Raw genomic sequence first — 13,096 nt, 5'->3', positions numbered from 1 at the left:
CAGTCCGTGATCATGGCAGGTTCAGAGTCGTCTCGCAGGGCTTTTGAGATGAGCTCTAAGACATCGGGGACGCCTCTCTGAAAAGGGCCATCGGGGCCAACCGGGGGAGGCAACCCAACGATGCTTTCGTGAAGAGCCCCACGCCCTGGGGTGATCTCTACAAAACGTACGGCTGGCGCGAGGTCCACACCTACACCTCCCCGAGTCAGGCCTATGTCACCGGGATCCAGTCGGAGCCCGTGATCGTGGCCACGAAGACCCTGACCAACAACAGCTCCATCCCGGCGGAATTCGACGCCGGCATCAGCGAGCAGGTCACCAACACCGTCAGCAACACGTGGTCGAGCACCCACTCGATCGAGGTCTCGCAGGAGTTCAACTACGATGTCAAGTTCCTGGGGGCGGGCGGCGGCGGGAGCACGTCGTTCAGCTACACGCACCAGTGGGGTCAGGAGAAGACGGAAGAGAAATCGACCACCGTCGGTACCACCTCCGGGGTGAAGGTGACCCTGAACCCGGGGCAGTCGGTGGTCGCCAAACTGGTGGCGACCCGAGGCGTGCTCAACTACCGCATCATCTACAAGGCGACCCTGAACGGGGGAACCGCCTACAACTACAACCCCACACACGAAGGTCACCATTTCTGGTGGTCGCCCATCAACAATATCCTGAATTCCGGAAACCTGTCGACGGAGCGCAGCTTCACGGAAGATCTTCAGGTCGGGTATTACTCTGATTCCAAGGTGGAGTTGACCGACCCGAAGACCGGGCGCCTTCTCGGTGTCCTTCCCGCCCATACCAAGTACTCCACTCCGCTCGATATGCGGGACCTCAAGTGGGCGGATCCGAAGGCCCCTTCCGAGGAGACCAACGGAAACGCCTCCGAAGAGGATGAGAATTCCTCCGAAGGGGAGTCATCGCAAGAAGAGCACCACGAGGAACAGTGAAGCACCCGACGAGGGAGGGGCCCGTGCACGTTCGAGCGCGCAGGCCCCTTCGTTCGATTCTCGACGAGGTCACCACCGATACCCGTGCGGTGCGAACACGGCCGGGGGAGCCCCGCGCCACGTGCGTGTCTGCTCAGGGGCAGCGGGTGGCCAGGACGCAGAACTCGTTCCCCTCGGGATCGATGAGCGTCACCCAGCTCACCTCGCCCTGTCCGACATCGGTGCGCCGAGCCCCCAGGTCGAGCAGGCGACGGACCTCCGCCCCCTGATCCCGGTCGGTCGGGTTGACGTCGATGTGCAGCCGGTTCTTGACGACCTTGCCCTCCGGCACACGCGCGAACGTCAACACCGGCGGCACCGGCCCGGGACGCTCCCTCCCCTCGGGCACCTCGGGGGAGCCGATGCTGATCACACCGTCCTCCTCCTCGCCCTGGACCTCGTAGTCGAGTACCGCGCACCAGAAGCGGGCGAGTGCCCGGGGGTCGGCGCAATCGATCGCGAGCTCGGTGAACTTGGCGGCCATGGGGCACCTTCCGGGTGAGTGACGGGTCCGTCGCGGGCGGCCCCGGCGCCTTCGAGGGAGAAGGCCACCGGGGCACCGTGACGAGGACGTTCCTATCCCGGGACGGGGCAGCGCGTCCATGGGGTTTCTCAGCTCCGGAGGGCGAGTTCCAGGCGTTCGGAGGTCCAGCGCTCCACCGAACGCCCCCGGCTGTCATGGAAGGCCGGTACGGTCTCCTCGGGATCGACCACGATGATCCGGTACCCGCCGTCGATCATCTTGGTGGCGGTCTCGGCCGCGGTCCTGCGCGCCACCGGAAGCACCTCGTCCACCCGGCTCATGTCGAAGACCACCACGTCGGTCGCCGGCGGGTTCTCGACCAGCTCGTGCACGAGCGCCTCGATACTGCTCAACACCATGTCGCCCTGGAGCACGTAGATCGTGGTCGGCTCCCCCTCCACGACCTCCTTACGGGTCTCCCGCAGCGAGGAACGCGACGGGCGCCCCGGCTCCATCAGGTGCAGGCCCAGATCCTCGGACAGCTTCTCCATCATCACGACGCCCCGGGCGCTGTTGCCGTGCCGGTCCAGGCGCGGGGAGAACACCGCGACGCCCATCTGCCCGGGGAGCACCCCGATGATGCCTCCGGCCACACCGCTCTTGGCGGGGATGCCCACGCTGGTCAGCCAGTCACCGGCCGCGTCGTACATGCCGCAGGAGGCCATCACGCTCAACAGATGCCGGGTGGTGCGCCTGCTGAACAGTTTCTTGTCGGTGTTGGGCTGCACGCCGCCGTTGGCCAGGGTCGCCGCCATCAACGCCAGGTCGCGCACGGTCACCGACGCCGAACACTGGCGGACGTAGCCCTCCACCGACGAGGCCGGATCCCGGGCCAGACGGCCCGAGGCGTGCAGCAGGTACGCGAGCCCCAGGTTGCGGTCCCCGGTCGCCAGCTCGGAGGCGGCCAGCGCCTCGTCGATCTCGACCGGCCGTTGGGCCAGGTCGGAGAAGAGGCCGAGCAGGCGGTCGATCGCCGGAGCCTCCCGGTCGTCGACGAGCGCGTGGACGGCGATCGCGCCCGCGTTGATCATCGGGTTGCGCGGCCGGCCGGTCTCGGGATCCAACGACAGCTCGTTGAAGGCCTCGCCGCTGGGCTCCACCCCCACCCGGTCGAGGATGTCGTCGATCCCCCGGTCCTCGATCGCCAGCGCGTAGGCGAAGGGTTTGGACATCGACTGGATGCTGAACAGGTCGTCGGCGTCGCCGCTCGCGTACACGGTCCCGTTGACCGTGCAGACCGCGACCGCCACCCGGTCGGGGTCGGCGGAGGCCAGCTCCGGGATGTAGTCGGCCGGGGCCCCGGAGACGACGTGCGCGGTCTGGGCGATGATCGCGTCGAGGTAGTCGAGGATCGGTGAGCGCATCAAGGCGGTCCTGTCTCGGGGTCGGTTCCCGCGTCCCGTATCCGCCGGGTTCCTCCCGGAAGGGGACGCCGGTGGGGTGGGCGGGCCTCAGATTAACCGCCGGTCCACCACGGCCCGCCGTCGCTCGCCTGCGTGTCGTCCGAATACCACCGGACGGTCCTCGCCGGGGCCGACGCGGGCACGAGGGCTCAGCTCAGGACGAGGGGGAGTCGCGTGGCCATCGTCCCCAGGGCGGAGCTCTCCGCCTCGGTCGGGGCGCGGCGTCCGGTGCCGACCCGCAACACGGCCTCGTCGGTGAGGGTTTCGGGGAACGGTTCACCGGCGATCCGCTCCAGCGACCGGCGGGCATGGGCCAGGGGCGCCGCAGCCGGCCTCGGGGCGTTCGGCAGATGGGCGACCAGATCGAGGTGGTGCAGGGTCCACTCCAGCACGTACGCGTCCAGATAGTCGCGCACGGTGAGGACCTCGCCCTGGGTCTCCACCCGCAGATCGGGGTCGGCGAGCCCGGCGGCGCGGCCCGCCGCGGAACCGAGGTCGTCGAGGTGGTACCTCAACAGCCGCGGCTCCTCGTAGGCGGTGGCCAGTCGGACGGTGAGCGCGTCGAACGGGCCGTCGCCGGTGGGAGGGGAGTCGGAGACGTCCCAGTAGGTCGCCGCGTCCCGGGTCGGCGGGGCCTCCGTCGGGGTGGCCAGGGTGATCAGCACGTCCTGGGCGTCGATGACCAGGTGGAACACCAGGTCCCGGACCAGCCAGCCGGTACAACCGGAAGGGCGGGCGAAGTCCTCGTCGGGCAGATCGGCGACGGCCGCGCGCAGCGCCGCCCAAGAGTAGGCGAAGAGATCCACGGCGGCACGGTAGTGCGGGCGGGAGGGGCCGGCAAGACGCCGCGCCCGGTGGGGGAAGGCGCCCCCACCGGGCGGAACGGGGGTGGGGCGGTCGGCGTGCCTTCGTGGTCCATGGCCACGATGTCCCCCTCAGGGGGCCGGAGAGGGGCGGTCGGCGGGCGAGGAGCTCTTCGCCTCGGCCGCGACGGTGGCCGAGACCGGCTCCCGGACTCGGGCCAGGACCAGGCAGGCCAGGGCGGGCAGGACGAGCAAGGGCAGCAGCGCGCCCTGAAGGCCCACCTCGTCGGCCAGCGCTCCGATGGCCGGAGAGGCCAACCCGCCCGCCGAGACCGCCAGACCCAGAGTGGCGCCGTTGGCGGTGCCCATGCGCCGGGGCAGATAGTCCTGACCCAAAGTGACGTGCAGCGAGAAGGGCACGTACAGCACCAGCGAGGTCAACGCGATGAACACGAACACCGCCGGCCCCGGGACGAACAGCAGACCCGCCAGAACGGGCACCGCCAATGCGTAGGACCAGCGCAGGATCGTGACGCGCGCCCACCGGCGGGCCAGATGGCCGCCCACCGCGGTGCCGAACGCCCCGCCCAGGTAGAACACGAACAGCGACGTGGCCGCGGCCGTCTCCCCGAGGCCGGCGTGGGCGTGCACGAACAGCACGAGGAAGGAGCCCAGACCCACGAAGACCACCGACCGGCACACGATCGCCACCGTCATCATCGAGAACGAGCCCCAGTCGTCACGACCGGCGTGCCCGGCCCGGGACGCCTTCCCGGTCCGTTCGGCCGATCCCGTCACGGGGCCGATCAGTGCCACGGCCGCCAGCCCGGTCAGGGCGGGGACCAGCAGCAGCGGGGTCGCCTCCAGCCCCCACACGCCCACGGTCGCGGCCACGAACAGCGGCGCGACCGCGAACCCGATGGTGCCGCCCAGAGAGAACCACGACATGACGACGTGGTCGTCGCCGCTGATCCGACGCGAACGGTTCGCTCCGGCGGGATGGTAGGCGGCCACACCCACCCCGGACAGGCCGGCCAGGAGGGCGGTGACCCACACCGACTCCGACACCGAGATCGCCGCGATGCCCGCACCCGACAGCACGATGGCCACCGGGATCAACCATCGCATCGTCCACCGGTCGCCGAGCACCCCGAACAGAGGCTGCACGATCGAGGACGATAGCGAACCGGCGAGGACGACACCGGCAGCGGCGGCGTAGTCGTAGCCGCGCTCCAACACCAGGAAGGGCACCAGGGCGGCCACCGCGCCCTGATAGAAGTCGACGGTGGCGTGGGAGTAGGCCAGCAGGCGGGCGCCAGCGCGGGCCGAACGGGAGACGGAGGAGAGCATGCCCTCCAGTGTGTTCATCCGACCACGGGCGCGCTTTCCGTATCCTGCCGGGTGATGTCGAAAATCCGCCATGTGCCGATCGCCCCCACCGAGACCCGAAGGCTGACCTCGGGGGAGGACGTCGACGCGCACCGCCACGACGATCACCAGCTCATCTACTCCAGCTCGGGGGTGCTGGAGGTGATGGTCGAGAGCGGAACGTGGTTCACCCCCTCGAATCGGGCCGTGTGGGTGCCCGGCGGCACGGAGCACCGGTGGCGGGTCCACGGCGCCACACGCGTGCACCTGGTCGGGGTGCCCGCCCGGCGGAAACGGCCCTGGGGGCACGAGCCCGCGCCGGTCCTGGTCGACCCGCTCTTCCGCGAGCTGCTGATCGCCTGCTCGGAGACGGGCCCCGCGGTCTCGCCCGAACAGCGGAGGATGCTCGCCGTGCTCATCGACCGGATCCGCCCGGCCCCCGAACCCGCCACGATGGTGCCGGTGCTGCGCGATGCCCGCCTGCGCGAGGTCCAGGCGGTGCTGGAGGCCGACATGACCTCCTCGCCCACCCTGGGCGAACTCGGCCGCCGGATCGGGGTGGGGGAACGCACCCTGTCACGGCTCTTCCACGACACCGTGGGTATGGGCTTCACCGTCTGGCGCACCCAACTGCGCCTGCACCGGGCCGGCCTGCTGTTGGCCCAGGGCCGGACCGTGACCCAGGCCGCGGCGGCGTGCGGGTTCTCCTCGCCCAGCGCGTTCATCGTCGCGTTCCAGGCGGCCTTCGGTCGCACCCCCGGCTCGCTGTACCGGTGACCTCAGGGTCGCCCCGGCGGTAGGGCCGCTTCCCGAAGGCCCGGGCCGCTCCGTCAGCACCCCTCGTCGAGCACCAGCATGAGATGTTCGTCCTCGCCGTACCGGACGGTCCCCTCGCGACGGAAGCCGTGCCTCTCCAACAGTCGTACCGAGGCGGTGTTCTCGACGAAGGGGTCGGCGCGCAGAGGCCGCGTCCGCTCCTGTTCCAGGAACAGCGCCAGGGCCCGACCGCCGACGCCCCGGCCCCAGTAGGGCCGCCCGAGCCAGTAGCCGAGGAAACGTCGCCCTTCGATGGACCACGAGACCAGGTTGCCCGCGAGCTCACCGTCGACGGTGACGGCCCGCACGAAGGAATCGGGGTCGCCGAGGACCCGGGTCCGCCAGTGCTCCATGAAGGCCTCCCGATCACGCGGAGGGAACCGTGAACGCCGCACGGCCTCCTCGTCGTGTTCGTAGGCGAAGAACACCTCGAGATCGGCCGGTTCCACTTCCCGTAGACGTACCTGGTCGCTCATGCGGGGAAGCCTGCCGGCGGCCACGGACATTCCCGGGCCGCGCCGTGGGGGGAGTGAGCACCCTCCTGAGCCTGCTGTGGCTATAGAGCAACCCAGGAAGTGAAAAAACAAACTCATATGGGAACCAGAAGGATTCCAGTGGAGTCGTATGCGTCAAGAGTAAGCAAACAGCCAACGATGTGTTGGCTCTATGGGAACCCAGGTAGATGGACATGGAACACACCCCCGCCCTGCCCACCTCACCCCGAGCCCGGCTCAGGGCCGCGGCCTCCGCCGGAGCCCTCCTGCTCCTGCTCACCGGATGCGGACTGATCGGAAACACCCCCGAGGAAGGGGCCGATGACACCGGCGACGGTGGCGACACCGCGAATTCCACGGAAGGCACCGCCGCCCAGGAGGCCGTCGAACTCCCCGTCGGATCGACCACCACCTCCACCGCCTGGGGTTCTGACCTGGAAGTGGAGATCCAGGCCCTCGAACGGGTCGGAAGCGACGCGCTCCGCCTCACCGTCGGCGTCGGCAACCACACCACCGACGACATCCGCCACTTCAAGAACCTGCGCGACAACGACCTGGGCGGATACGACCTGTCCGGGCTCACCCTCCTCGACGTCACCACCGACCGGCAGTACCTCCCCCTCACCGTGGGCGGCGACTGTGTCTGCGAGGAGTTCCCCGACCGGCGTATCCGTGCGGGCGTGGTGGAGTCCACCACCGTCCTCTTCCCCGCCCCGCCCGAAGGCGTCGAGACCATGGCGGTCCTCACCCCCATCACCGCGCCCTTCCACGGTGTTCCCCTCACCGACGCCGACGAGGAGATCCCCGACCCGGGCGCCGACGCCCCCGTGATCCTCGATCTCACCCACCCGACCGACACCGTCGTCGCGGATTACCAACGTCACGAGACCGACGGTGAGGTGACCTACGAACTCGCCGCCGACGTGCTCTTCGAGACCGACAGCGCCGAACTCGGCGACGCCGCCGCACAGAGCCTGGAACGGGTCGCGGCCGAGATCGACATCTCCTCCGCCGACCGGGTCTCCATCGACGGCCACACCGACGACACCGGCGACGACTCGGTCAACGTCCCCCTCTCCCGAGAGCGGGCCGAGGCCGTGGAGACGGCCCTGAACGACCTCGTCGATCGCTCCGGCATCACCTACGACGTCGACGGACACGGCTCGGCCGACCCCGTCACCGACAACGACACCGACGAGGGTCGCGCCCAGAACCGCCGCGTCACCGTCACCTTCGCCAAGTAGGACCTCGTGAGGAAACCGATCATGAAGAGCACCGCCGCACTCCTGACCTTGACCACCGCCGCGCTCCTGGCCACCGGCACGGCCGCGCCCGCCGACACCCTCGACCACGTCGGCAGCGCCACCGGCGTCGACGAGAGGACCGCCGGCCTGGTGCTGGAGGTGAACGAGCTCAGCCGTGACTCCTCCGGCACCTACGCGACCCTGCTGTGGAGCGTCCGCAACGAGGGCACCGAGCGGATCACGATCAACCCCAAGGACACCTCCCTGGACTTCGACCGACAGAGCTTCGCCGGGGTGACCCTGCGGGACGAGGAGAGTCGCACCCGCTTCCACCCCGCGATGAACTCCGAGTCCGCCTGCCTGTGCACCCGCGACACCGTCGGTACCATCGACACCCGACTCGACCCCGGAGCCACGCTCACCTACTGGTCGCTGTACTCGGTGCCCGCGGACCTGGAGACGGTCACCGTCGAGGTCCCCGACTTCGGCGACGTGACCGACGTGCCCCTCACCTGACCGCACACCGTGCCGGGGCGCGGACGGAGCGTCCCCGGCACGGTGGTGTCGGTTCACACGGGTATGTCGGGGCCATGGTGAGAGCCGTGTTCAAGGGGAAGGAAGAGAGGAGAGCCACCCGTCGGGGCCCGTGGGAGACAACGCGGGCCGGCCGGTCGAGGGCACCGGGGAGAATCCACCCGGGCCGGGGCGATGAGTTCCGTCCGCCGCCGAGGTCTTCCCGGGTAAACCGATCAGGAAGGACCCATCCCATGTCCCGCGTCATCTACTCGGTCGCCTCCTCACTCGACGGCTACATCAACGATCCCCAGGGCGACTTCTCCTGGGCCGTCCCCGACGAGGAGGTCATCGCGGCGCTCACCGAGGACGCCGCCCGGGCGAGCACCTTCCTCTATGGGCGGCGCATGTACGAGACGATGGCCGTCTGGGAGACCGACCCCACCACCGCCGACCAGTCACCGGAGTCCGCCAACTGGGCCAGGATGTGGAAGGCCGCCGACAAGATCGTCTTCTCCAGGACCCTGCCGAAGGTGTGGACCGAACGCACTCGGCTGGAGCGCGAGCTGACCATCGAGGCCATCGAGAGGGCCATCTCCGAGGCCTCCGGTGACCTGACCATCGAAGGGCCGACCCTGGCCGGAGAGGCGCTTCGCCTCGGCCGCGTCGACGTGGTCGAGGTGCTGGTGTGCCCGGCCATCGTCGGCGCCGGAACACCGATCTTCCCCGAGGGCCTGCGGCTCGACCTCTCGCTCGACCGGGCACGCCGCTTCGACAACGGGATGATGCAGGTCACCTACGACGTCCGGTAGGCGACCCCCGCCACGCTTCCCTCGACCGCGTGGCCGGGGCGGGATACCCGGCCACGCGCCCCTGAAAGAAGGGGTCGCGTTACAGGGGTGGGGATTTTCCCTGGCTTCGCCCCGTTATCGGAATCCCAACCCCGCTTACCGGTGCGGAAAACTCGCCGATGGGCCCTGTCATGGCCGGGAAATCCGCTCCGGTGTACCTACGATCATCACGTTCCGTGATCATTGAAAAGCAGGGAGAGACAATGCTGAAGCCCGCCGCAGCGGCACGCATCGCCGGCGGAGCGGTCGGCCTGGCCGTGCTCGGCGGACTGGCCACCATCGCCATGCCCGAAGGCCTCCCCGGAGCCCCCGCCGCCGCTGCCGCCTCCGAGGGATACGACCGGACCGTGTCCCCCGACGCCGTCGCGCAGCAGGAGGTGCTCAAGGCCGACGCCATCCTGGCCGCCGCGGAGGCCGGCCTGAACGCGGCCCACGAGAAGGGGCAGCAGGTCACCATCGCCATCGTGGACCGCTCCGGCTCCACCCGCCTGGTGCTCAAGACCGAGAACGCCGGCCCGCAGACCCAGGAATCGGCGGAGCGCAAGGCGTTCACCGCGGTCTCCTTCGGACAGCCCACCAGCGCCCTCACCGAAGGCGCCTCCGGAGACGAGCCCAACCTCTCCGACATCCCCGGCACCCTGTTCCTCGTCGGCGGGGTCCCGGTGATCTCGAACGGCACCCCGATCGCCGGCATCGGCGTCGGCGGAGCCCCGGACGGCGCGATCGATGAGGAGATCGCCCGGGCCGCGCTCCACGCTCTGGAGACCTACCGGGACTAGCCGGCTCCAGCACGGGCGGGGAGTCCGGGGTTCCGGCCTGACCGCGGAACCTCGGACTCCTCTTCGTTCGCGGACATACCTACCGGGACGGCGTGCGAAGATGCCTCGGGGGCGTGAGCGGGTCCGGTGTGAGTCCACACCGGGCTCCAGGTCGGGCCGTTCCCGGTGACTCTGTGCGAGCATGTGGCCGAGCCGTTCACCGACCACATGAGCCCAGGGAGCCGCGTGAGCACCTCTCCCCAGTCCGCCGAAGAGATCCGACGCGTCGCGATGGAGCTCACCGCGCTGACCGAGTCGGGGCTGGCGTACTGCACCGACCGGTTCGACATCGAACGCTTCCACCGCATCGGCTCCCTGGCCCGCGACCTGATGGCGACCGTCTCCGCCGAAGAGCCGCCCGCCTACGATCGGCGGGTCGCCTCGGTCGCCGGATACACCACCCCCAAACTCGACGTGCGCGGTGGCGTCTTCGACGCCTCGGGACGGGTGCTGCTGGTGCGGGAGGTCTCCGACCGGCATCGTTGGACCCTGCCCGGCGGATGGTGCGACATCCTGGAGAGCCCTCGGGAGGCGATCGAGCGCGAGGTCGAAGAGGAGGCCGGGGTAGCGGTTCGGGCGATCCATCTCGCCGGGGTCCTGGACCGGCACCGGTGGCCGCACGTTCCGACCTACGACCGGCACGTCTACAAGCTGTTCTTCGTCTGTGAGCCGGTGGAGGAGGTCGACACCGACTTCACCAGCGTGGAGACCAGCGGCGCCGGCTGGTTCGAGGTGGACGACCTGCCGGAACTGTCGGTGGCACGGGTCGTGCCCGAACAGATCGAGCTCCTGCACGAACACTGGTCCGCTCCCGGCCCGGCTCACGTCGACTGACCCGGACCCGCTGTTCGGCCGGGCTCTCGTCGAACGGGGATCTGCTCGGTTCGGCCCTGCTCACGGCGTGGTTCTGGAAGAGTCGGTGACGGCCGGCCTCCGGCCGTACCCCGACCACGAGGACCACAGGACGACCATGAGCGACACCGAGGCCCCGACCCTCTGGCTACGCGGGACCAAAGCCGGGATCGGCCCCCTGCGCGCGGACCTGAAGGAGCTGTACTGGCGGTGGGAGAACACGATCCCGACCATCGTCGGGTACAACAGGCAGACCCCTCAGCCCTTCGAGGTCGGCAGGCTCTTCTATGACGGTTATGAGAAGAGCTGCGACCGCCATCTCAAGTTCACCATCTACGACCTCACCGATGAGAGGCCGGTCCCCGTCGGGGCCGCCCAGGTCTACGTCGACCAGATGCGCCGTAACGGCGAGTACGTCGTGGCGATGGGGGAGGGCCGGCGCCGGAATGCGAACCAGCGGCTCGGCCAGACGGTCGACGAGGTGCTGATGGACGCCATCCCCGAAGAGTTCGAGGGGCCGTCGTTGGTCAAGCGACAGTTCGAGTCGTGAAGGCCTCGTCGCCTCCGAACGAGCTGACCGTCGACGGCGGAGAGTGAAGGGAGTTGCTCGCTTCGAGGTAGGTGAACGAAAGAGCGCTCAGGGGAGGGGAGAGGGGGCGAAGGCGGACTTTCGGGGGCGGAGCGAGAGGGGCGCCGCGCCCCGATCCGGAAGGCGGCGCCGCTCTTTCCGGCAAGGCTTCGAGGGGCCGGGATCGGGGGATTCACCGGGCCCCTCTCGCCATAATGTAAATCTACGTCGTCAAGGTGGGGGTTGGGTTCACGCCTGAACCCCGACAACAGAAGGGAGCGGCTTCGCCGCACCAAACCCACAAGGGTCCGTTCGGGGATCGTGGCGTCGAATCGACATCCACATCGAAGGGCCCCGCTCACCTCCCGAGGAAGTCGATCAGGGCCGCGGTCAGGGGAGCGGGGGCATCCTCCTGGACCAGGTGCCCGCCGCCCGGGATCAGCCGAAGGTCGGCCTGCGGGATCGCCTCGGCCAGGGCCCGCCCGCGCTCCACGGGAAGCCAGGGATCCTCCTCGCCCCACAGCACGGTGACCGGGCATTCCAACTCACCCAGCAGGGGTTCGAACTCGGCGGTGTAGCGTTCGTCGGCCTGGGAGATCTGACGGTAGAACGCCGCCCGGCCGACCTCGCCCAGCCAGGGACGGACCAGGGCATCGAGGGTCGTCGCGCTCGGCTCCCGGTGGAAGGATCCGGCGATGTAGGCGCGCACCAGCGCCTCGTGCAGGTGTTCGGGCAGCTCCGAGAACACCTCCGCCGAGCGGTTGACCAGCCGGAAGAACGGGCTGCCCCAAGGGCGCATCGCCACCGCGTCGACCAGGGCCAACCGGTCGTAGGCGACGCGATCCAACAGAGCGGTGCGCAGGGCCACCGCGCCGCCGAAGTCGTGCGCGACCACGCGGGGTCGCTCCAGCCCCCAATGCTCCAGCAGCGAGGTGAAGACCTCCTGCTGGGCGGCGAGGGAGACGTCCTGTCCTTCTCTCATCTCGGACCGGCCGTAGCCGGGCATATCCCACAGGTGGACGGAGTAGTGGCCGCTCAAGGCCTCGGCGATCTCCCGCCACACGTGGGAGGAGAAGGGGGTGCCGTGCATCAGGACCACCGGCGGTCCCTGGCCGGCGCGGGTCCAGCGCACCTCTCCGTGGGGCGAGGCGAAGCGTTCGTCGGGGGTCCAGCGGTCCAGGGCGTCGCTCTTCTCGGTCATGATCTCCTCCGTTACCGCTATCTCGCTTATGGGGGTAACCGTAGAGCGTTACCGTCATTCATGTAAAGGGGGTAACCTCTGGGGTATGGCCTACGACCGTCCACCCGCCCCCGGAGACCTGGCGCTCATCGAGGGGCTCTGTAACTCCGCCCGCTTTCTGAAGAGGGAGGACCTCCTCGTTTCCCTCGACTCGGCGCGCGCGTGGGCGAACGCGCGCGATCTGCCCGGGGTCGCCGAAGCGCTCGACGTCGACTCCCTGACCTGGCTGCGACGTGCCCGTGAGGCGGTGCGCGGGCATTTGGAGGGGGATCGAGAGGCGGCCGGGTATCTCACCGGCCTGTCGAGCGAACTTCTGGGGGCTCCGCGGTGGGGCGCCGAGGGGGAGATCGTGCTGCCGGTGGCCACGGAGGAGCCGGTACGTCGTGTGGTGGCCGAGGTGTTGTCGGTGCTGGCGGTGGCGGAGTTGGCCGATCGTCGGGCGCGGTTGAAGGTGTGTCGGTCGCCCGAGTGCCGGTGGGTCTTCTACGACCGTTCTCCGGCGGGCAACGGTGGCTGGTGCAGCATGGAGATCTGCGGGGCGCGGCACAAGATGCGCACCTATCGGGAGCGGCGGCGCGGCTGAGGTTCCCGGTCTCGGTCGCCCCGCGCCCTGATTC

General features: G+C 69.4%; 15 protein-coding genes. 9 read left to right on the top strand and 6 right to left on the bottom strand.

What is annotated here, in order from left to right:
- Positions 1–128 precede the first annotated feature (128 nt).
- Entirely contained in the window at positions 129–947 is an 819-nt protein-coding gene (locus D451_RS26565; RefSeq protein ID WP_017535005.1) for an ETX/MTX2 family pore-forming toxin, read from the top strand.
- A gap of 133 nt (positions 948–1,080) precedes the next feature.
- On the opposite strand, the gene D451_RS0114645 is transcribed toward D451_RS26565, so the two are convergent.
- From D451_RS0114645 to D451_RS0114630, 4 genes are all read right to left on the bottom strand, one after another.
- Complete coding sequence (locus tag D451_RS0114645) at positions 1,081–1,470, bottom strand: VOC family protein (protein WP_017535004.1); 390 nt, start codon at positions 1,468–1,470, stop codon at positions 1,081–1,083.
- A gap of 128 nt (positions 1,471–1,598) precedes the next feature.
- On the bottom strand, positions 1,599–2,873 hold the full coding sequence (gene glsA / locus D451_RS0114640; RefSeq protein WP_017535003.1) for a glutaminase A: 1,275 nt from the start codon (positions 2,871–2,873) through the stop codon (positions 1,599–1,601).
- A gap of 188 nt (positions 2,874–3,061) precedes the next feature.
- On the bottom strand, positions 3,062–3,718 hold the full coding sequence (locus D451_RS0114635; RefSeq protein WP_017535002.1) for a maleylpyruvate isomerase N-terminal domain-containing protein: 657 nt from the start codon (positions 3,716–3,718) through the stop codon (positions 3,062–3,064).
- A gap of 129 nt (positions 3,719–3,847) precedes the next feature.
- Positions 3,848–5,083, bottom strand: coding sequence for an MFS transporter (locus tag D451_RS0114630; RefSeq protein WP_017535001.1), 1,236 nt, complete (start codon positions 5,081–5,083; stop codon positions 3,848–3,850).
- A 36-nt stretch (positions 5,084–5,119) separates the two neighbouring features.
- Here D451_RS0114630 and D451_RS0114625 point away from each other — a divergent pair, with 36 nt between their 5' ends.
- Complete coding sequence (locus tag D451_RS0114625) at positions 5,120–5,860, top strand: AraC family transcriptional regulator (RefSeq protein ID WP_241463334.1); 741 nt, start codon at positions 5,120–5,122, stop codon at positions 5,858–5,860.
- A 53-nt stretch (positions 5,861–5,913) separates the two neighbouring features.
- Here D451_RS0114625 and D451_RS0114620 read toward each other — a convergent pair whose 3' ends face one another.
- Complete coding sequence (locus D451_RS0114620; protein WP_036568175.1) at positions 5,914–6,375, bottom strand: GNAT family N-acetyltransferase; 462 nt, start codon at positions 6,373–6,375, stop codon at positions 5,914–5,916.
- Positions 6,376–6,587: 212 nt separating this feature from the next.
- Here D451_RS0114620 and D451_RS0114615 point away from each other — a divergent pair, with 212 nt between their 5' ends.
- The 6 genes from D451_RS0114615 to D451_RS0114590 all read left to right on the top strand — a co-directional run bounded on the left by D451_RS0114615 (position 6,588) and on the right by D451_RS0114590 (position 11,221).
- Entirely contained in the window at positions 6,588–7,637 is a 1,050-nt protein-coding gene (locus tag D451_RS0114615; RefSeq protein WP_241463333.1) for an OmpA family protein, read from the top strand.
- Positions 7,638–7,658: 21 nt separating this feature from the next.
- Positions 7,659–8,153: a hypothetical protein gene (locus D451_RS0114610; RefSeq protein ID WP_017534997.1), complete on the top strand. Its 495-nt coding sequence runs from the start codon at positions 7,659–7,661 to the stop codon at positions 8,151–8,153.
- 251 nt (positions 8,154–8,404) lie between these two features.
- On the top strand, positions 8,405–8,962 hold the full coding sequence (locus D451_RS0114605; RefSeq protein WP_017534996.1) for a dihydrofolate reductase family protein: 558 nt from the start codon (positions 8,405–8,407) through the stop codon (positions 8,960–8,962).
- 242 nt (positions 8,963–9,204) lie between these two features.
- Positions 9,205–9,780: a GlcG/HbpS family heme-binding protein gene (locus D451_RS0114600; protein ID WP_017534995.1), complete on the top strand. Its 576-nt coding sequence runs from the start codon at positions 9,205–9,207 to the stop codon at positions 9,778–9,780.
- Positions 9,781–10,005: 225 nt separating this feature from the next.
- Positions 10,006–10,653 carry an NUDIX hydrolase N-terminal domain-containing protein gene (locus tag D451_RS0114595; protein WP_026125081.1) on the top strand — a complete coding sequence of 216 codons (648 nt, stop codon included), beginning with the start codon at positions 10,006–10,008 and terminating at the stop codon, positions 10,651–10,653.
- A 136-nt stretch (positions 10,654–10,789) separates the two neighbouring features.
- Positions 10,790–11,221: a hypothetical protein gene (locus D451_RS0114590; RefSeq protein ID WP_026125080.1), complete on the top strand. Its 432-nt coding sequence runs from the start codon at positions 10,790–10,792 to the stop codon at positions 11,219–11,221.
- Between the two features lie 376 nt (positions 11,222–11,597).
- Here D451_RS0114590 and D451_RS0114585 read toward each other — a convergent pair whose 3' ends face one another.
- Entirely contained in the window at positions 11,598–12,440 is an 843-nt protein-coding gene (locus D451_RS0114585) for an alpha/beta fold hydrolase (protein ID WP_036568112.1), read from the bottom strand.
- Between the two features lie 85 nt (positions 12,441–12,525).
- Between D451_RS0114585 and D451_RS0114580 the strand changes: the two genes are divergently transcribed.
- A complete protein-coding gene (locus tag D451_RS0114580) occupies positions 12,526–13,062 on the top strand; it encodes a CGNR zinc finger domain-containing protein (RefSeq protein ID WP_017534992.1) in 537 nt (178 codons plus the stop codon).
- Positions 13,063–13,096: the final 34 nt, after the last annotated feature.

The sequence above is a fragment of the Nocardiopsis alba DSM 43377 genome, from assembly GCF_000341225.1.
Taxonomy (GTDB): Bacteria; Actinomycetota; Actinomycetes; order Streptosporangiales; family Streptosporangiaceae; genus Nocardiopsis; species Nocardiopsis alba.
This window is presented reverse-complemented; position numbering and strand designations above follow the sequence as displayed.